Annotated in this window: 18 protein-coding genes; 6 read left to right on the forward strand and 12 right to left on the reverse strand. The window is 65.7% G+C overall.

Going from position 1 to position 18,492, the window contains the following annotated elements; all coding sequences use genetic code 11:
* Positions 1-16: 16 nt before the first annotated feature.
* Positions 17-775: an alpha/beta fold hydrolase gene (locus AB0L58_RS02805; protein ID WP_364379839.1), complete on the forward strand. Its 759-nt coding sequence runs from the start codon at positions 17-19 to the stop codon at positions 773-775.
* On the opposite strand, the gene AB0L58_RS02810 is transcribed toward AB0L58_RS02805, so the two are convergent.
* From AB0L58_RS02810 to AB0L58_RS02825, 4 genes are all read right to left on the reverse strand, one after another.
* Positions 715-1,104 carry a DUF2784 domain-containing protein gene (locus AB0L58_RS02810; protein WP_364379842.1) on the reverse strand — a complete coding sequence of 130 codons (390 nt, stop codon included), beginning with the start codon at positions 1,102-1,104 and terminating at the stop codon, positions 715-717. The two genes, AB0L58_RS02805 and AB0L58_RS02810, sit on opposite strands and share 61 nt — an antisense overlap.
* A 45-nt stretch (positions 1,105-1,149) precedes the next feature.
* Complete coding sequence (locus AB0L58_RS02815; protein WP_364379845.1) at positions 1,150-2,619, reverse strand: SDR family NAD(P)-dependent oxidoreductase; 1,470 nt, start codon at positions 2,617-2,619, stop codon at positions 1,150-1,152.
* A gap of 104 nt (positions 2,620-2,723) precedes the next feature.
* Complete coding sequence (locus AB0L58_RS02820) at positions 2,724-3,983, reverse strand: hypothetical protein (protein WP_364379848.1); 1,260 nt, start codon at positions 3,981-3,983, stop codon at positions 2,724-2,726.
* A 61-nt stretch (positions 3,984-4,044) separates the two neighbouring features.
* Positions 4,045-4,980, reverse strand: coding sequence for an alpha/beta fold hydrolase (locus tag AB0L58_RS02825; RefSeq protein ID WP_364379851.1), 936 nt, complete (start codon positions 4,978-4,980; stop codon positions 4,045-4,047).
* A 195-nt stretch (positions 4,981-5,175) separates the two neighbouring features.
* On the opposite strand from AB0L58_RS02825, the gene AB0L58_RS02830 reads away from it, so the two are divergent.
* A complete protein-coding gene (locus AB0L58_RS02830; RefSeq protein WP_364379854.1) occupies positions 5,176-5,880 on the forward strand; it encodes a TetR/AcrR family transcriptional regulator in 705 nt (234 codons plus the stop codon).
* Between the two features lie 154 nt (positions 5,881-6,034).
* On the opposite strand, the gene AB0L58_RS02835 is transcribed toward AB0L58_RS02830, so the two are convergent.
* A complete protein-coding gene (locus AB0L58_RS02835; protein ID WP_364379857.1) occupies positions 6,035-6,508 on the reverse strand; it encodes a nuclear transport factor 2 family protein in 474 nt (157 codons plus the stop codon).
* Between the two features lie 387 nt (positions 6,509-6,895).
* Between AB0L58_RS02835 and AB0L58_RS02840 the strand changes: the two genes are divergently transcribed.
* On the forward strand, positions 6,896-8,041 hold the full coding sequence (locus AB0L58_RS02840; RefSeq protein ID WP_364379860.1) for an acyl-CoA dehydrogenase family protein: 1,146 nt from the start codon (positions 6,896-6,898) through the stop codon (positions 8,039-8,041).
* A 19-nt stretch (positions 8,042-8,060) separates the two neighbouring features.
* Positions 8,061-8,696: a helix-turn-helix domain-containing protein gene (locus tag AB0L58_RS02845; protein WP_364379862.1), complete on the forward strand. Its 636-nt coding sequence runs from the start codon at positions 8,061-8,063 to the stop codon at positions 8,694-8,696.
* Positions 8,697-8,710: 14 nt separating this feature from the next.
* Here the strand turns inward: AB0L58_RS02845 and AB0L58_RS02850 are convergent, their stop codons facing one another.
* Positions 8,711-9,079 carry a hypothetical protein gene (locus AB0L58_RS02850; protein ID WP_364379865.1) on the reverse strand — a complete coding sequence of 123 codons (369 nt, stop codon included), beginning with the start codon at positions 9,077-9,079 and terminating at the stop codon, positions 8,711-8,713.
* A 312-nt stretch (positions 9,080-9,391) separates the two neighbouring features.
* Here AB0L58_RS02850 and AB0L58_RS02855 point away from each other — a divergent pair, with 312 nt between their 5' ends.
* Positions 9,392-10,147, forward strand: a complete 756-nt coding sequence (locus AB0L58_RS02855) for a DUF4190 domain-containing protein (protein ID WP_364379868.1) — start codon at positions 9,392-9,394, stop codon at positions 10,145-10,147.
* A gap of 45 nt (positions 10,148-10,192) precedes the next feature.
* On the opposite strand, the gene ligD is transcribed toward AB0L58_RS02855, so the two are convergent.
* The 6 genes from ligD to AB0L58_RS02885 form a co-directional block, all read right to left on the reverse strand.
* The gene (ligD, locus tag AB0L58_RS02860) at positions 10,193-11,206 is read right to left on the reverse strand and encodes a non-homologous end-joining DNA ligase (RefSeq protein ID WP_364379871.1); all 1,014 of its coding nucleotides are present in this window, start codon (positions 11,204-11,206) and stop codon (positions 10,193-10,195) included.
* Complete coding sequence (locus tag AB0L58_RS02865; protein WP_364379874.1) at positions 11,203-12,288, reverse strand: ATP-dependent DNA ligase; 1,086 nt, start codon at positions 12,286-12,288, stop codon at positions 11,203-11,205. The genes ligD and AB0L58_RS02865 overlap by 4 nt, the downstream gene beginning before the upstream one ends.
* A gap of 307 nt (positions 12,289-12,595) precedes the next feature.
* Positions 12,596-12,994 (reverse strand): cold shock domain-containing protein, encoded by a 399-nt coding sequence (locus AB0L58_RS02870; protein ID WP_364379877.1) that lies wholly within the window; start codon positions 12,992-12,994, stop codon positions 12,596-12,598.
* A 31-nt stretch (positions 12,995-13,025) separates the two neighbouring features.
* Entirely contained in the window at positions 13,026-14,126 is a 1,101-nt protein-coding gene (locus AB0L58_RS02875) for an SPFH domain-containing protein (protein WP_364379879.1), read from the reverse strand.
* Between the two features lie 37 nt (positions 14,127-14,163).
* Positions 14,164-14,397 (reverse strand): hypothetical protein, encoded by a 234-nt coding sequence (locus AB0L58_RS02880; protein ID WP_364379882.1) that lies wholly within the window; start codon positions 14,395-14,397, stop codon positions 14,164-14,166.
* 65 nt (positions 14,398-14,462) lie between these two features.
* On the reverse strand, positions 14,463-15,383 hold the full coding sequence (locus tag AB0L58_RS02885; RefSeq protein ID WP_364379885.1) for a hypothetical protein: 921 nt from the start codon (positions 15,381-15,383) through the stop codon (positions 14,463-14,465).
* A 102-nt stretch (positions 15,384-15,485) separates the two neighbouring features.
* On the opposite strand from AB0L58_RS02885, the gene AB0L58_RS02890 reads away from it, so the two are divergent.
* The gene (locus AB0L58_RS02890; protein ID WP_364379888.1) at positions 15,486-18,443 is read left to right on the forward strand and encodes a tetratricopeptide repeat protein; all 2,958 of its coding nucleotides are present in this window, start codon (positions 15,486-15,488) and stop codon (positions 18,441-18,443) included.
* Positions 18,444-18,492 lie beyond the last annotated feature (49 nt).

The raw sequence follows: 18,492 nt of genomic DNA on the forward strand, positions 1-18,492 counted from the left end.
AGCGAAGGAGATCGACGTGGACAAGGCCATTGCCGCGACGGACTGGTTGCGGGTGTTGCGCGCGCATCCCGCGCCGAGCCATCAACTGCTGTGTTTCCCGCCGGGGGGTGGATCGGTCACGGCATATCGGGCACTGGCCGAACGGTTCGACAATGGCATCGCCGTCGCGGCCGTTCAGTATCCAGGTCGGCAGGACCGGCTCGGCGAGCCCACCATCGGCGATATGGACACCCTCGTCGATCGGATCGTGGACGAGGTACTGAATCAGGGGCCGGTGGAACAACTTTCCCTGTTCGGGCACAGCATGGGTGCGACCGTGGCCTTCGAAACCGCACGCCGACTGGAAGGCAAGGGACAATCGCTCGTCGCGCTGTTCGTATCCGGTCGCCCCGCACCGACTTTCGTCGAGTACGGTCGCCTGCATCTCGGCTCCGACGACGAGCTGATCGGTGACCTGGAACGGCTGGCGGCCGATCCCGCGTCCATCCGGATTCTGCGTGACGAACCGAGTCTGGCCGAACTGGTGCTGCCCGCGGTGCGCAGTGACTACCAGGCCGTCGAGACCTACCGCTACCGCCCTGGCACCCCGCTGACCTGCGCGGTCTCGGCCTTGGTCAGCACCGAAGATCCGACGATGACACCGGAGCAGGCCGAGCAATGGCGCGAGCACACCACCGGCTCCTTCGACCGCACGGTGTTTCCCGGTGGTCACTTCTACCTGGATGACAAGGTCTCCGAGGTCGTCGACCTCATCGCCCGCACCCTCCACACATAGCCCACCCACGACACCACCACACACACCGCGACCAGCACGCGCACCAATCCCAGTGCGCTCTCCGGGTAGATCACCCCGGTCAGGTAGTGGTCGATGAACCCGCTCGGCGGCAGTCCGGCCATCCCGGCCCGATGCCGCGCCCAATTCTCCAAATACGTAAGCGGACAATCGAATCCGAACAGCACCGTGCTGAACCCCCAGCCGAATGCGATCAGATGCAGCCAGATGGTGCGCGGCCACCGCCACGCTACGAACCCGCCGACCACCACATACGCCACGAATGCGAAATGCACCGCGGCGGTGGCATCGGCCAGCAGCCGATACACCATATGCCCAGCGTAACTCGGGCGCGTGTACCGCACCGGTGCGCTGGATCACCAGGGTGAGGGTTGATAGTCCTTGAGGAAGCAGCCGTAGAGATCGGTGCCGGTTTCGCCCTGGACGATGGGGTCGTAGACGCGGGCGGCGCCGTCCACCAGGTCCAGGGGCGCGTGGAAGCCCTCTTCGGCGAGGCGCATCTTGGTGTAGTGCGGTCGTTCGTCGGTGATCCAGCCGGTATCGACGGCGGTCATGAGGATGGCGTCCTGTTCGAACATTTCGCGGGCGCTGGTGCGGGTCAACATGTTCAGCGCGGCCTTGGCCATATTCGTATGAGGGTGGCCCGCGCCCTTGTACGCGCGGGAGAACTGGCCCTCCATGGCGGAGACGTTCACGACGTATTTGCGCCGCGCCGCGGCGGCGGCCATGGCCGGGCGCAGCCGGGAAACCAGAATGAACGGTGCCACCGAATTGCACAGCTGGACCTCGAGCAGTTCGGTCGGGTCCACCTCGGCGATGGTCTGCACCCAGCTGTTGGTGTGCGCCAGATCCGGCACCAGCCCACCGGCATCGATAGCGATGCCGCGCGAAATGCGTTCCGGCGTGGCCGATCCCGCGACCAGGGCCAGCTCCGCCACCTCGGCCGAGGACAGCGTCGGAGTCAGGGATTCGGTGAGTGCGGTGGGATGGGCCTGCATGGTCTTGCCGAATGTCACCACATCCGGCAGCGCACCCGCGGGCAGCGGGCCGGATTCGGACTCGACCAGCGCGCTGTACGCGCCGGGGGACCGGCGCACGGTCTGGGCGGCATTGTTGATCAGGATGTCCAGCGGTCCCTGCGCGGCGACATCATCGGCGAGCGCGACGACCTGGGCCGGATCCCGCAGATCGATACCGACGATGCGCAGCCGGTGCAGCCAGTCGGCGCTGTCGTCCATGGCGGCGAAGCGGCGGATCGCATCGTTCGGGAAGCGCGTGGTGATGGTGGTGTGCGCACCGTCGCGCAGCAACCGCAGCGCGATATACATGCCGATCTTGGCGCGACCGCCGGTCAGCAGAGCCCGCCGCCCGGTGAGATCGGTACGGGCGTCCCGCTTCGTGTGGCTGCTGGCCGCGCAGTCCGGGCACAACTGGTGGTAGAACGCGTCGACCCGGCTGTAGCGCTGTTTGCAGATATAGCAGGGCCGTGGGCGGATCAGCGTGCCCGCGCTCGCTCCCGCCGCATTCGAGGTCAGCGCAATGCCCGCGGTTTCGTCATCGATGCGACTCGGCGATCCGGTCGCGGTCGCCGCGACCACCGCCCGATCCGCCTCGGCGACCGCATCCCTGGCCTCGGTTCGCTTGCGCTGCTTCAACTTCTTGAACATATGGCCGACGGCGCGCTGCACCGTGACCGAATCCGGATCGTCCTTGTCCAGCTGCCCGGCCTGCTCCAGCACCCGCAGGCAGGTCGCCAGCTCATCGGGGTCGATGGCGATGCCGCTCGGCGCTGGTGCGGTAGACGTCGACGCGGTGTTCTCGACCATCGGAATGCGGGTTGATCCTTCGTGAACTGGGAGGTTGACCCAGTCATTGTCGCATTCGAATGCGAACCGGTCGGCGCGGGCGGTCCCGCACCGACCGGACCGCCCTATTTGCGCAGCTTGCTCATTGTCGAGGTGGCCGTCTTCTTCAGCAGGTCGGTGACCTCGGACGCGCTGAGGATCTTGCCCGTTGACTTCGACGAACCGGATGAACTGGACGAATACTGCGACCAGCTGATGTGGTAGGTGGTCCAGCCGTCGCGCACGGCCAGTGAGACGTCGGCCGTCGGATCGTCCGACTTGTGCTTGCCGGTGATCACATATGCCTCGTCACCGAGTCCGGAGATCTTGTCGACCTTCGCATCCTTGCCGTACTCGCTCTGGGTCCAGGTCTCGTACGACGCGGTGAATTCCGGCCCCGGATTGCTCTGCTTGTGCACCTGCGCGCTGGTGTAGATCGCGGCGTAGTCGTATTTCTCGGTCGACCCGGACGGGGTGAAGCGGACATCGCACCCCATCGAGTCGACCGCGGCGTGCTTGGAGCCCTCGTGCTTCGGATAGGTATCGCCCGAGGAATCGGTCTTCGACAGCGTGAAACCGGCGCTGGTATAGGGCGAGGTTTCGGTGATATCGCAGAGATTGTCGATGTACTTGTAGCCGCGCAGATCGGCATCCTTGCTGATATCGGCCTTGCCCGCGTCGAAGGCGCCGATCGCGAACATCGCGCCCGCCCATACCGCGGAGGTGACGACGACCGCGCCGAGCGCCCAAAGCCAGCCTTTACCACCGGATTTGGGTGGCTGCGGATATCCGGGTGCGGCTTGCTGGAATCCAGGCGTGGGCTGGAATCCGGCGGGCTGCTGGTATCCGGGCTGTTGGAAACCCGGTGCGCCCTGCTGGTATCCGGGCGCGGATTGTTGGAAACCCGGTGCGACTTGCTGGGGTCCGGGTGCGGGCTGCTCGAATCCGGGCTGTTGGAAACCTGGTGTGGCGTGAGGTGCCCCGGGTTGCTGGAATCCAGGTGTGGCCTGCGGAGCACCACCCTGCGGGAATCCCGGCTGCGGATATCCGGGCGAGGATTGGTGATATCCCGGTTGCGGATATCCGGTCCCCGATGGGTATCCGGCCGGCGCGTTCCCCGGCTGATCGAACGGCTGTCGCACCATCGTCGGATCGGCGGGCTGCTGCTCCGCGGCAGCGGATTGCGGTGGGGCAAGTGGAACCGCGGGCTGCGACGGCAGTTGATAGCCTGGCTGCCCGACCATCGTCGGATCCGATTGTGAATACTGCGGTCCCTGCTGTTGCGGCTGCTCCTGCGCCCACCATGCATCGTTGGGCTGGTTCTGTTGTTCCCCCGGTCCGGTCATGCGCGCAAAGTACCACCTCGTCGGATTTTCCGGCCACCCAGCGCTGGCGGGACCCGCGCGGTCACTGCGGGATGTCGGCGCTCGCGGCGCGCAGATCCTCGACGAAGTTCGCGATGGCCTCGGCGACGAGCAGCGGTTCCGTTACCGGCAGCCAGTGGTCGGCGGGAATCGGGCAGCGCCACAGCCGATCCACCCAGCGCGCGCTGCCGTAGTAGAGGAACGGCGGTACCAGCACGTCGGTGGTGTCGACGACGAGCTGTACCGGGACCGCGGTCGTGCGCTCGCGCGGGCGCAGCAGATGATGAGGAAGGTTGGTCACGGCGATCCGGGCGCCCGCGGCCAGATCGCCACGCCACGTCGCGGCGGTCGGCGCGTACGCGTGGGCGACGCCGCCGAGTTGTTCGATCAACCAGGTGCGCACCCGCGGCGGATAGGCGATCCGCCGCGCCGCGGTCGCGGCCGTGCCGACTCCGTGCCGCCAGAATTTCCGGTCGGCGATCAGCTGCCCTGCCCGGCGCGGTCGACCAGCTAATGCGCGCAGTGTCATGCCGACGTGATCGAGATTCGGACCCGCGACGGCGGTGAACGAGGCGATCCGGGTATTGGCGCGCGGATCACAGACCGCCTCCCACAACTGCACCGCACCCCAGCCGTGTCCGCAGACGTGCACCGGTCGCTTCGGGCTGATCGCATCGATCAGCGCGAAGCAGTCCTCGGCCAGTTGATCGAGTCGATAGTCCTGCGGCACACCGGGTTTCGCCGATCCACCGTGCCCGCGCACGTCATAGGCGATGACCCGGAATCCATCGGCCAGCAGCGTCGCCACCGCGGACCACACCAGATGGGTATCGGACAGCCCGTGCACCAAGACGAGCGGTTCCGCGCCCCGCTCACCCCATTCGAAGGCGGCCAGCTCACCATTCGCGCCGGTGACGGTGTATCGGCGGTGTGGACGCTGGACGCCGGTCGGGTCGGGGGAGTCGAGCTGTTCGGTCATTCGCTTGCCTCGATCGATGCGCTGGATGCTGCGTGTGTACCGCCGGTACGTGATCCGATACTGACAGTACGAATGGCCCGAATCAATGGGTCGAAACCAGGGCCTGGTATGAGGTCGGTCACCCGTATCGCCCACAAACCCTGGCGTTGGTTGGGCGCAATAGAACGTACCGCCGGTACGTGTATGCTCCGGACCATGGCCCGTTCGGACAGATCTGCCGGATCAGCGTCGCGGACGATCACCCGCGAGGAGATCGTCGACGCCGCTATTCGGGTGATCGACCGGGACGGCCCGCGCCCGAGCATGGACGACATCGCCCGCGAGGCCAGGATCACCAAACCTCGCCTGTACCGCCAGTTTGCCGATAAGGCCGATCTGTACACCGAAATCGGCGATCGGATGGCCGGATCGGTCGCGGCCGGCGCGGGCAACGATCTGACGCTGATGCTGCAACCGCCCCGGGTCGCGCTGCGCCGCGTGCTCACCGGTTATGCCGACAGTATTCTTCAGCACCCCAATGTCTTTCGGTTTCTCGGCGGAGCGCACACCACCCAGCATTCGGACGGTTCGGTACCGCAATTCGATCTCGGCCGCGCGGCCGCGAGCCGAGTCGCCGGTCAGGCGCGTGTGGTCGCCGAATCCATTCCTATCGATACCGCCGGCATCGACTATCTGGCCCGCGCGGTCGTCGGCGTCGTCGTCGCGATCACCGATCTGTGGCTGGGCGACGCGGAGTGTCGCCGTCCGGACGACACCGTCGAATTCGTCGACCAGGCAACCGAATTCGTCTGGGGCCTGATCGATGGATTTCTGCGCCGCCAGGGCATCTCGGCCGATCCGGATAGCCCGATCTTTACCTCGCTCGCAGCCGTCAACCAGGCCCAGCGGTCGACCCGCTGATCCGCATTCCGCCTGGCGCACGACGCCTCGGAGGCCCTGCCCACCTCCAGCACCCGGCAACCATGGCTGCGGCCCGGACCCGCCGATAGCCGGAGCGGGGCGCCCTCGCGGCCTGGTACCTGCCGGAGGTCCGGCGGGAATCACTCTCCTCCGGTCATAGCCCGAGATCGCTCAGCCCCGGGTGGTCATCGGGGCGGCGCCCCAGCGGCCAGTGGTACTTGCGCTCGGATTCCTTGATGGGCAGGTCGTTGATGCACGCGTAACGCCGGCTCATCAGTCCGTTGTCGTCGAACTCCCAGTTCTCGTTGCCGTAGGAGCGGAACCAGTTGCCGGAGTCGTCGTGGCACTCGTAGGCGAAGCGCACGGCGATGCGGTTTCCGTCGAACGCCCAGAGTTCCTTGATGAGCCGGTAGTCCAGTTCCCTATTCCACTTGCGGGTGAGGAAGGCGATGATCTCGTCGCGGCCAGTGGCGAACTCCGCACGGTTGCGCCAGCGGGAGTCCATGGAATAGGCCAGGGCGACCTTTTCGGGGTTGCGGGAGTTCCAGCCGTCCTCGGCCATCCGGACCTTCTCGGCGGCCGTCTCTCGGGTGAACGGAGGAAAGGGGGGAAGCGATTCCGCACTCATATCGGCTCCTTGGTTGTCGTGCCTTCCGGGGGATCAGCTTCTTTTCCATCGAGCGGCCCGCGGGTGCGAAGTAGCGGTTTGACGTGATGCTTGATCCGGTATCGACCCTATGGCCGTCGGGCGGGTTCGTGTTGATCAGCGCCCTTCGCGACGGCCAGTGTCTGTAGGTCGTTGCCTTGACGGGCAGGTCGTGCCGGTGATGGACCGCCTTCGGACAATGAAGCCTTTGTTGACATCATGCCAATAGTGCGCCAATCTGATGATGAGACGCGGGTGCGACAGGCCCGCGCCCGCGGCAGGAACGACGGGCCCGAAGGCGGTAGCTTGCGTGACCACGCAGGGCCCCGTGCGTGCCGCAAATTCGACACCGAGCAAAGGATTTCTGCGATGGCACGCGCGGTATGGAGTGACGACGAGGTCGAGGCGGTCCGGGAACTGGCGCGAAACTTCTTCCAGAAAGAAGTCGTCCCGCACGAGGAGAAGTTCGTCGCACAGGGTCATCCGGACCGCACGCTGTACAACCGGGCCGGTGAACTCGGCCTGCTGTGCACCGCGATTCCGACCGAATACGGCGGCGGTGGCGGCACTTTCGCGCACGAGGCCGCCATCATCGAAGAACAGGCCTTTGCGGGCGACGGCTCGATGGGCATGGCCGTGCACACCTCGATCATCGCGCCCTATATCCGCGACTTCGGCACCGAAGATCTCAAGCAGCGGGTGCTGCCCAAGGCCGCGACGGGGGAGATGGTGCTGTCCATCGGCATGACCGAACCGGGCACCGGCTCGGATCTGCAGAACATCAAGACGCGTGCGGTCCGCGAGGGTGACGAGTACGTCATCACCGGTTCGAAGATCTTCATTACCAATGGCTGGCTCTGTGACGGCATCCTCATCGCCGCCAAAACCGATCCGGCCAAGGGTGCGGCGGGTGTTTCGCTGATCTTCGCCGAGGTCGGCGACGCCACTCCGGGCTTCAAGCGCGGCCGCATCCTGAACAAGATCGGCGGCAAGGCCCAGGACACCGCGGAGCTGTTCTTCGACGGACTACGCGTGCCCGCCTCGAATCTGCTCGGCGAGGCCGAGGGGCAGGGCTTCTATCAGATGATGCAGATGCTGGCCCAGGAGCGACTGGTCACCGGCATCATCGCGGTGGCCATGATGGAGCAGGCGGTGCAGCTGACCGTCGACTACACCAAGGGGCGCGAGGCATTCGGCAGGCCGCTGTTCGCGATGCAGAACACCAAATTCGAGCTGGCCGAATGCGCGACCATCGCCAAGGTGAGCCGAACCTTCCTCGACGACTGCATCGGCAAACATCTGCGTGGCCAACTAGATATTCCCACGGCTGCGATGTCGAAGTACTGGCTCACCGATCAACTCGGTATTGTGGTCGATCGCTGCCTGCAACTGTTCGGCGGCTACGGCTACATGACGGAGTATCCGATTTCCCAGCTCTACACCGGTGCCCGCGTGCTGCGCATCCTCGCGGGCAGCAACGAGGTAATGAAGGATCTCATTGCCAGGTCACTCTGAGGTCAGCACTGGCGATCGTGTGCGGGTCGCTCGGCACGACAGCGAGGCACAGCCGCGCAGGCGCAGGCTGGAACCGGACGAGCGACGCGCACAGATACTGGAGTGCGCGATCGACATGTTCGGCGAGCGGCCCTACGCGGCGGTCTCCACTGCGGAGCTCGCCCAGCGGGCCGGTGTCGCGCGCGGGCTGATCAACCATTACTTCGGCAATAAGCGCGACCTGTATCTCGCGGTCGTGCGCCGGATGGTCACCCTGCCGCGCCTGGACGATATGGTCACCCCGACCGGCACCGATCGCGAACGCGTCGACGCGAGTGTGCACTGGCTGCTGGATGTGATCTCCGAACACGGCAGCACCTGGGTCAAGGTCACCAGCCACGAAGGCGTCGGGGACGATCCCGAGGTGCAGCAGATCCTGGATCAGGCCGATGACGCGGCCGCCGAGCGGATGCTGCTGATGGTCGGACGCGCGGATTCGGCACATAGTGCGCAATTGCGCGCCATGGTCCGCGCCTTCGGTGGGTTGGTGAAAGTCGCCGGCCGGGAATGGATCACCCGCGGCACCCTCACCCGCGAGCAGGTGCATGTGCTGCTGTCCGACATGCTGATGACACTGATGACCGAAACCATGCCGAAGGTGGATCCCGGGCGCTGACCTTGCGGCGCGGACTATTTCGGCAATTCCGAAGGGTTTTCACCCGCTGCGATCCGGCGCTCGGTGGCACTGTAGCGGACGGGCCGCACGTGGCCGGGCGCGTGCCCGTGGCGGCCGTACTTCAGCTCGATCACTTCTTCGCGGCGATGCTCGATCAGCAGTGCGCCGATTCCGGTTATCCACAAGGTGGCCGTCGCTATCGCACCGATCTGGGTCCAGCCGATGAAGCCGTAACCGGCCGCGGTCAGCGTGCACGCCATGCCGACGATGCCGAGCGCGCACAGAATGATGCCGGGAACGTTGTAGTCGTCACCGAGTAGATCGCCCGCATGGGAATGCCACGGGCGGGTTGGTTGTCCCTTCGAACCGGATTCACCGCGCATGGATCCCTCCTGTGCCGAAGTCCCGCAAGGTTGGTCCGAGAACAGCATGTACCCCGACGGCGCGGCGCGCGAGAGCTGTTTGCCGGTTTGTTACTCCGGTGCTCGCACCGCACCGCGTCGGATCCGGTCGCCCAAGTGTCGAGTAGAGGCCGAGTTGACATGGCGGCGTTCGCGGTTACGGTTTGATGACGATCGATCGGGCCGTTTCGGATGATGTTGCGGCCGTCGGCCCCTATTCTTTGTCGGTATCGGGGGCCGGTCCGGGCAGTTCGAGGTTCCTGCGCGGTTTGGTGGTGTGGAAGAGGGACCTGGATGGCACGGACGGATAACCGTGAGCGCGAGCGCTGGCCAGAGGCGCAGCCGGAGGAATACGACGCGGAGACGGCGGCCATCGGCCGGTGGCCGGATCCGGATCCCAACGACCGCTGGCCGGAGGTGGAGCCGCCGGCGCGGCGCGCTCCCCGGGCCGGTCGACTACGGGTCGAGGTTCCGCCCATCGTCAACCCGTATGCGATCGTCGCACTGGTGGCTGCCCTGCTCGGCCTTTTCCCCGTCGCGATCGTCTTCGGGTTCATCGCGTTCAGCCATCCGCGCGGTAAGACGATGGCGGTGTGTGCGCTGCTGCTCGGTGTGCTCGAGGTGGTCGCGATCGCCGGATATGTCGTGCTGTCCGGCAGCAATTTCTCCGACGCGCTGTCCGGAGTGAACCGGACCCCGGTCGTATCGAGTGTCTCGCTGCCCTCCACCATCGCGCAGACCGCCGTCGTGCCGCCCTCGGTGGCGCCGACGACCGTCGTCACACCCCCGTCCGCCACGTCGACGAGCCAGGTGACCCCGAAGAAGGGCACAGTGTGCACCGAGCCGGGTCGCATCGGCACGGGGACCGATGGCACCACCCTGCTGTGCCTGGCCAGCGGCGGTGTCTACCAGTGGAACGGTCCCTACACCGTCGGCGGCACCGTCGCGGAGCCCGGCGGCAAATGCGACGGCTCGGCGAAGAGTGCCCGCACCGCGGACGGGCGCGCGGTGACGTGCGAGAGCAAGGTGTGGGTGCTGTGGACCGAATAGGCCCGAGGACCGAATAGGCTTCGCAAACGAATAGCCCTCCGGTAGCTATCCTTCCATTTCCGGCTTCTTGGCCCGGCTCGGTTGCACTCGGGGCGGCTCGTTCGGCATCTTGGGATACTGCGGTGGCCACGGTGCGTCCATGAGTCCGGATGCCATATCCCGCTCCGACATTTTCAGCAGTGGCTCGATGGATTGGGCCGGTCGGTCCGCCCAAGGGTCGCCGGATTCGACCAGCCGTGCGGGGACGGTGGCGATGGTCAATTCCTCGGGGACAACGGTGTCCAGATCGGCCCAGGCGATCGGCGTGGAGACCTGTGCGCCGACCTTCGGACGCACACACCACGCGCCGAAAACCGTTTTGTGCGGGGCATTCTGGTTGAAGTCGACGAAGACGCGGTTGCCGCGCTCCTCCTTCCACCACTGCGCGGTGATCTCGTCCGGATACCGCCGCTCCAGCTCCCGAGCCAGCGCCACCGCGGCCGCACGCACCTGATAGCCGTCCCATTTCGGTTCCAGCGCAACGTAAATGTGCAATCCACGCGAACCGGAGGTCTTGATGCGGGAGTCGATGCCGAGTTCGGTGAACAGCTCACGGGTGAGTACGGCGGCGTGTTTGAGATCGTCGAAGGTGATGCCGGGCGAGGGATCCAGGTCGATGCGCAGCTCATCGGCGATATTCAGATCGTCGACGTGATTGGGCCAGACATGAAATCCGAGGCAGCCCTGGTTCACCGCCCACAGAATGTGTGCGAGATCGTGGGCGACGAGAGCATCGCTGGTGGTGCCATTGGGCGTGGCGACCTCGACGGTGTGCAGCCAATCCGGCGCGGATTTCGGCACCCGCTTCTGGAACCATGATTTGCCGGATGCTCCGTCGGGATACCGCTCCAGCAGCAGCGGCCGATCGCGCACCACCTTCAGGAGCGGTTCCGCCACCGCCTCGTAGTACCGCACCAGATCGAGTTTCGTCTCACCGCGTTTGGTGAAGTAGACCTTGTTGGGATTGCTGATGGCGACGGTTCTGCCGTCGACCTCGATATCGACCGATTCGCTCGTCATTTCCCCCGGCCTTCGCTGAAGATGGCACTCAATTCGGCCGGTGCGACCTCGTCGAGCTGCGCATAGGTACACGATTCCGGAGTGCGATCGGACCGGAAGCGGACCAGTCTGCCGCCGTGCCGCAAGCGGCCGGATTGCACATGTTCATAGCGGACCTCGGCGACCAACTCCGGACGCAGCGCCTCCCAGGACAAATCCTTACCGCCGGTCCACCGGCTCACCCCGCCCGGCATCTTGCCCTCGGCCTTCGCCTGTGCCGCCGCATCGGCCCATTCCCGCCACGGATGGTTCGCCAAGGCGTTCTCCCGCAACGGTTTCAACTCATCCACCAGCGACTTGCGTTTGGCCGCGGTGAAACTGCTCGCCACCCCGACATGATGCATATTGCCCTCGTCGTCGAAGAGTCCGAGCAACAGTGAACCGACGCCCTCGCCATCCTTGTGCCAGCGGAAACCGGCCACCACACAGTCGGCGGTGCGCTCGTGTTTGACCTTGAGCATCACACGCTTGTCCTGCAGATACGCCAGCTCGTTGGACTTGACCATGACGCCGTCGAAACCCGCACCCTCGAAACGGGTGAACCAGTCCTCGGCCACGGCGGGATCCTGGGTGATCGGGGTCAGGTGCACCCGGGCGAGTTCGGTATCGAGAATGGTCTCCAGCAACCGGCGGCGTTCGGCGAACGGCTCACCGGTCAGATCCTTGTCGCCGAGGGCGAGCAGATCGAAGGCGACGAAACTGGCGGGCGTTTCCTCGGCCAACTTGTTGACCCGCGAGGCCGCCGGATGCAACCGGTTCTGCAAGGTGTCGAAATCGAGTCCCTCATCGGTGACCACCACGATTTCACCGTCCACCACGCATTTATCCGGCAGCGCCGCCTTCAGCAGTTCGGCGACCTCCGGAAAATAGCGGGTGAGGGGGCGGTCGTTGCGGGAACCGAGTTCCACGTCATCGCCGTCGCGGAACACCACGCAGCGAAAGCCGTCCCATTTCGGTTCGTAACTCAGGCCCGGCTCGTGTGGCACTGAAGGCGCCGTTTTCGCCAGCATCGGTCTGACGGGTGGCATCACAGGCAAATCCACACCATCCTCCTCGAGGGTCCGTTCTCTCACCCATGTCGACGTCGCAGTCGACGCCAATTCATCGGTGCGGCCGTGGCTGTGGCTCGATCCTAGGACGGCGGTCCGACAAGGTCGTGAACCTCGCTTGAACTGCCCGAAGTGGCGGCTCCCCGCCTCCCTGGGCCTTCAGGCAGACTCAGGTGCCACGAAATTGCGTTGGCGCCTGGTGGCAAGGTGTGAGTCGAGTTGGCCCGTCTCCCGTGGGTTACCCATGTTCACACCTGATCAGTTGGTGCGTGGTCGGCCACACCCGACGCCACTTCGTGCTCTATTCGAGCCAGCCGTGTTGATCGGCGAAGGCGGTGAGGCGGTCACGGATGGTGAGGATCTCACCGGCGGTGAGGGCGGGGCTCGCGTCCAGTAGTAGCTCGGTGATCAGGCGTTTGTGTTCGGTGGCGGTCAGCTGGGCGGAGCCCGATCTGTCCTTCTTGTGCCGAGGAGCGGGTGGTAATGGTTGACCGCCGACCACGGCGAGGTTGACCGCCTTCGGACCACGATCACCCTCGGTCACATCGAATTCGAACACCCGGCCCTGGCGCAGTTCGTCCTCGTCCAGTCCGATGTCGTTCACGTGAACGAACACATCCGGTCCACCATCGTCGGGCCGAATGAAACCGAATCCCCGCGAACTGTCGAACGACACCAATTTCCCTATGGACACCAACACCCGCTCCTCGCGCCGTCGCTACCCGGCCACTTTAGCCCGCATTATCCCCGTCGTTGGATGAAAGCGCCTTTTGTAACGAGTTGAATACAGTGAGGCCCTGACCGACCATTCCGTTCACCAATTCGCTGACGCCGTCGGGTCCGTTGAGCACCGTCAGGTTGGCGTTTGCCAGGCCGTTGGAAGCCTGCCTGACGATTTCCGGCAGTTGCTCGATCAGCAACTGGTCCAAGGCGATCCGGTTGTTCGAGGCCGCTGCCTCGGCCTGGATCCGGGTTCGATCGGCCTCGGCCTCGGCGAGAATGCGTACCCGTTCCGCTTCGGCCTGAGCGGGTTTCACGACCTCGGCCTGCAACTGCTGCTCGCGCAGCTCGGCCTCCTTGCGTGCCTGTTCGGCCTGCGCGGTGAGCACCTCCTGCATCGCCTTCGCCTCGGCCAGCGGACCGGCCTGGGCTGCCTCGGCATTGGCCTTATCGATATCCTGCTGATATTGCGCCTGGAGAATGGCGGTCTCGCGCTGATATTCGGCTCGGCGGCGCAGCGATTCCTGTTCGGCCTCGGCGGCGTGCTGCGCGGCTTGGGATTGCGCGATCTGCGCATCGCGCTGTACGGCCGCGTTGTGCGGTGCGGCCAGCGCGGTGATGTACCCCAGATTGCCGTCGTCGATGGACTGGATCTGGAACGAATCCACCCACAGGCCGATATTGCTCATCTCCACCTTGGAGGCCACCAGCACCTCGTCGGCCAACCGCTGGCGTTCGCGGATGATTTCCTCGACCGTCATCGAGCCGACGATCGAACGCAGATGCCCGGAGAAAATGCGACCGGTCAGCACCGACATCTCCCGCTCCTGTTCGGACAGAAAGCGTTGGGCCGCATTGACGATCGACTGGGTGTCGTTGGCGACCTTGAACGCGATCACCGCGCGCACCTCGAGCTGGATGGCCTGCTTGGTGACGCAGCGTTCCTTGATCTCGGCCTCGAACATGGCCAGCGACAGATAGCTCACCTTGCGGAAGAACGGCATCACCCATTTGCCGCGCCCGATGACCACGCCGAACGGCGCGTTGTCCTTGCTCGTACCGCCGCTGACCAGCATCGCCTCGTCAGGATCCGGAACGTGATATCCCAGCACAGTGCCTCCCTAGCAGTTCATACTTCGATCGCGGGTGTCAGATGTCGTCGATCGGGACGGGTTCCAGCGGAATCCACGGCACCACATCGACGATGCGGCCAGGATGTACCGCGATGATCAGGACGGTTTCGCCGACCGAGATCGGCTCGGCCGCCCGCGCGATGTATATCTCCGTGCCCCCACGAATCGCAACCAATACTTCGCCGAGCAGTCCGGAGCCCCGGATCGGCGAGGTGAGCGTACCCGTCAAACCTTGCACGGGGTCGGTCATCGCGGTGAACTCCTCGCACTCGGTGCCAGAGTTGTCAGCGTACGCGCGAATCGGAATGGCTCCGGTTACGAGAGAGACTCGGCGATGATGCGCCCGACCGACTTCTTGGTGAGATAGTTCGCGACGTCGTGCGGACTCGAACCATTGTCGAGTTCAGGGTGGCTCGTCGGCACCACTTCACGTCCCGGCGCGGGCGGGAAATACCGCGCCAGATCCAGATGCGCCGCGACGATATCGTCGCGATCGGCCAGATTCTCCCAGCGGGTGAGCGCGGCGGGCACCGTCGGCGGTTGTGGGCGCAGTAGCGGATAGATGATGGACTGCAGTGCCAGCGGCGAACCCAGCGTGACCAGCGCCACGGGCCGCTCGGTCCGATGCAGCGCCTCGTACGCGACCACCGAGCCGAGCGAATGTCCGATGACGAGCCGGGTCTCCGGTCCGATCAGGTCGAGCACCTGCTGTTGGGCGTGCGCACGCACCGCCTCCTCGGCCAGATATCTGCTGACCTGGTCCAATGACCGGTTGACGAATTTGCCCGCCATCCCGAAACCGAAGGGCGCGAACCACTTCAGCTTGGTCAGCGCATTCGCCGCCGGTCTGGCCTTGCGTCCCAGGCCCTGTGCGCCGTCGGTGCCGAGCACTGAATTGTCCAGGTAGCGTTGCGCTTCCAGCCGATCGCGCTGCTCGGCCGCCTGCTCGGCCGCTGTCGCCAACCAGGCCTCGGCGATCCGCTCGGTGAGTTCGGCGTCCTCGGCACCGACCGGTCCGCCGCCGCCTTGCGCGCCCGGATCGAGGAAGACATTGCCGTAGAACGCCATTCGAACCTCGAGCACACCCGGACGCTGACCGCGCCACAGCTGATCCGCGAGTACGCCGTGGCCAGCCGAGCGGACCCCGGACGCCAGCGCCGGAAGCCATTGCGCTTCCAGCAGATCCGGACCGTACTGCTCCTGTGCGATTCCGTGCACCAACACGATCGTTGCCATCAGCCGCCCCCGTTGTCCGTTGCCCCGATGTGTGTTCGGGTACCTTCCTACCACGCACGGTGGCCGGTGTCGGGGTGTTCACGGTCGTCGGGGGAGTCGACGGTGGGAAATGGTGATGCTGATATGGGTGGCAGGCTGGCTCTGGTGGTCGGGTCCGAGTGCACGGCACTGGGAGATCTGGGGTTCACCGGTGAACTGGCCGCGGATCTGTTCGGCGCGCTGACCGAGTTCGGTGGTTGGCGAGCGGCGACGCAGGTGGCGGGTCCGGTACTGAATCCAACAGTGGCACAGTTGGTTACGGTGGTGGACGAGGCGTTCGAGGCGGCCGCGCGGGAGCAGGCGACGCTGCTGATCGGATTCGTCGGACACGGCACCGCGACCAGTGCGGAGGACTTCTTTCTACTCGGCCATGATTCGCCCGAGGTGCCGAATTCACATACGGCCTTCCATTTGACACAGGAGATTCGGGAGCGGTTGAACCGATCGGCGGTGGATGGGCTGGTGGTGCTGGTAGACGCGTGTGAGACCGAACAGGGCGTACTCGGCGCGGCGCGCCGCTGGACCGACCTGTTGTCGCGGGCTGCGGGCCGGATGGAGTTGCTCGTCGCCGCCGGTGACGGGCCCGCGTACGCCGGTTGCTTCACCCGAACGCTGTTGTCCACCTTCGCGGCCGGGCTTTCCGCACGCGGGGAGAATCTGCTGCCGTCGGATCTGGTCGATCCGATCGCCGCGGCGTGCACCCGGCAGCAGCCGGAACATCTGTCGTTCACCTCGGGCACGGTATCCGCGTCCGAGGGCGGTGATCCCGGCCTGTGGCTGGTGCCGAATGTCGCCCGGCGCCGTGATGCCGTAACCGGTCGTCCGGCAGCGGGTTTCGTCGATCAGCTGACCCGCAGACTGCTCCTGACCCCGGCCGTGCGCGAGACTCTCGACGATATCGTCGGATCCGGCAGCTACCGCTTGCGCGGGGTGATCGGACCGCCCGGTGTCGGCAAATCGACACTGTTGGCCATGCTCATCCGACCGAGCCTGGTCGACACCCTGCCGGTCGCACCCGAATACATCACGGCCGCGGTGTTCTTGACGGTCAGTAGTTCCATCGAGGCGGTCGCCGCGGAGCTGTCGGCGCAACTGAGCACTCGCCTGCCCGGCTTCCGCGCCGCGGTCGCGGCGGCGCGGAGCCTGGCCCGCCACAGCCTCACCGCGCCCGATGTCTTCGATGTCGAGGTGCGGCAACCGCTGGCGGACCTGGGTGGGTGGGGTCGCCGGGTCACCATCGTGGTGGACGGACTGAACGAACCGGAACAGGGCACCCAGCGACTGCTGGTGGCCGCTGTCGCCGAGTTGACCCGGCGACCGGAGCTCGCGCACGTCCGGGTAATCGTGGGCATACGGGCGGGGCTCGGCTTCGAGAACGATCCGGCACTGCGGCATATGCATCGGATCGTGGTGGCCGAGCCGGTGGCCGAGGATATCGCCGCGATCGTGGAGTCGGCCGGATATGAGCGTGCGGCCGTCGACGAACAGGAATGGGTCGGCTGGATCGATGCGCGGTTGGCCGAAACACCAACGGCGCGTGCCGATCCTCCCGCAGCTGCGGCGGGCTGGCTGCTGGCCGGACTGCTGGCCGAGGTCGCCACCGAAGTCACCGATCGGGCCGTCGCCGAGGATATCGGCGTCGACGGTCTGGTGGCGCTGCGGGTCGGCGCGGCCATCCGAGCCGCGGCGGGCGATGGTCCGGATATCGCACCGAATGTCGCCGATGCCTGGGGAATCGGTGCGCTGCTCGGTGTGCTGGTCGCCGCGGGTGTTGGTCCGGCGCTGCCGCTGGAGCTGCTCGATGCGGCGATGCGTGAACTCGGAGCCGAGGTGAGCATTGCCGGAATTCGCGATCTCACAGTGGGTTTGGGTGTACTTGTCACGCGCAGTCGCCCCGGGACGGCGGACGAATCGCTCGGTATCGCCCATGCCGCGCTGATTCCCGGATTGGCCGACGAATGCGACCGGCTCGGCGTACACAGTGAAGATGCGCACCGCGCGGTGATCGCAGCTGTCGAGGCGGGCACCACCGAGCGCGTGGCCGACTATGCTCGCGGTGCGGCGGTGCGCCACTATCTGGCCTACGGCGCGGCTGCGGCCGCCTTCGGCTACCTCGAATCGCTCGAAACCACACGCGTGGTGGATAATCGGGATCTCTGGGCGGCCTGGCTGCCGAGTTTCACTGCCGCCATGGGGCCGGACCATCGTGTCACCCTGTTGGTTCGCAATCATCTGGCGAACTGCCGTGGCCGCAGTGGTGAATTCGGGGCGGCCATCGCCGAATTGGAAGAGTTGGCCCGCGATCAGACGCGCGTACTCGGCGCGGATGACCTCGATACCGTCACCACCCGCTACGACATCGCGGATTGGCGTGGCCATATGGGCCAGCTCGAACGGACGGTCGCGGACTTCGAACGACTCGTCCTCGATCACATCCGCATTCTCGGCACCGCCCATCCGTGGACACTGCGCGCGCGAAACAGCCTGGCCTACTGGCGCAGTGAGCGCGGCAGCCTGCGCCGGGCGGTCACCGAATTCGAACAGCTGATCGCCGATCAGGAACGCATCCTCGGTCCGGTCGACCCACAAACCCTGCGCACCCGACTGCATCTCGCGCGTTCCCGCGCCATGGCGGGCGAGTTGGCGCGCGCGTTCACCGAATTCGAACTGCTGCTGATCGACCAGGTCCGCATCCTCGGCCCGGATGACGCCCAGACCCTGCGGACTCGCATCAGCATGGCGCGCTGGCGCCGAGAGAGCGGCGAAACGACCAGGGCCATTGCCGAATACGCGGCCCTGCTGACGGATCAGTTGCGCATCCTCGGGCCGGATCATCCGGACACCCTGCACACCCGCAATTGCCTTGCTGGCTGCTACGGCGAAGCGGGTGATATCGGCGCCGCCATTGCCGAATTCGAGCCGCTGCTCGCCGATCAGATCCGCGTCCTCGGCCCCGATCACCCGCATACCCTGCTCACCCGCAGCAACCTGGAGTACTGGCGCGCCAGGTCCGGTGGGTAGCCGGGGTCGAGGTTAATGTTCTTGCGGGCCACCGGGTGGCCCAGTCGTA

Source organism: Nocardia sp. NPDC052112 (assembly GCF_040680135.1).
In the GTDB taxonomy this organism is placed as follows: Bacteria; Actinomycetota; Actinomycetes; order Mycobacteriales; family Mycobacteriaceae; genus Nocardia.

What these genes read in the sequence shown, in the direction of transcription:
- AB0L58_RS02885 (WP_364379885.1), bottom strand. Translation starts at nt 15,383, where the DNA reads ATGGCAACGATCGTGTTGGTGCACGGAATCGCACAGGAGCAGTACGGT.
- AB0L58_RS02850 (WP_364379865.1), bottom strand. Translation starts at nt 9,079, where the DNA reads ATGCGCGGTGAATCCGGTTCGAAGGGACAACCAACCCGCCCGTGGCAT.
- AB0L58_RS02835 (WP_364379857.1), bottom strand. Translation starts at nt 6,508, where the DNA reads ATGAGTGCGGAATCGCTTCCCCCCTTTCCTCCGTTCACCCGAGAGACG.
- ligD (WP_364379871.1), bottom strand. Translation starts at nt 11,206, where the DNA reads ATGACGAGCGAATCGGTCGATATCGAGGTCGACGGCAGAACCGTCGCC.
- AB0L58_RS02815 (WP_364379845.1), bottom strand. Translation starts at nt 2,619, where the DNA reads ATGGTCGAGAACACCGCGTCGACGTCTACCGCACCAGCGCCGAGCGGC.
- AB0L58_RS02855 (WP_364379868.1), top strand. Translation starts at nt 9,392, where the DNA reads ATGGCACGGACGGATAACCGTGAGCGCGAGCGCTGGCCAGAGGCGCAG.
- AB0L58_RS02820 (WP_364379848.1), bottom strand. Translation starts at nt 3,983, where the DNA reads ATGACCGGACCGGGGGAACAACAGAACCAGCCCAACGATGCATGGTGG.
- AB0L58_RS02830 (WP_364379854.1), top strand. Translation starts at nt 5,176, where the DNA reads ATGGCCCGTTCGGACAGATCTGCCGGATCAGCGTCGCGGACGATCACC.
- AB0L58_RS02880 (WP_364379882.1), bottom strand. Translation starts at nt 14,397, where the DNA reads ATGACCGACCCCGTGCAAGGTTTGACGGGTACGCTCACCTCGCCGATC.
- AB0L58_RS02825 (WP_364379851.1), bottom strand. Translation starts at nt 4,980, where the DNA reads ATGACCGAACAGCTCGACTCCCCCGACCCGACCGGCGTCCAGCGTCCA.
- AB0L58_RS02840 (WP_364379860.1), top strand. Translation starts at nt 6,896, where the DNA reads ATGGCACGCGCGGTATGGAGTGACGACGAGGTCGAGGCGGTCCGGGAA.
- AB0L58_RS02810 (WP_364379842.1), bottom strand. Translation starts at nt 1,104, where the DNA reads ATGGTGTATCGGCTGCTGGCCGATGCCACCGCCGCGGTGCATTTCGCA.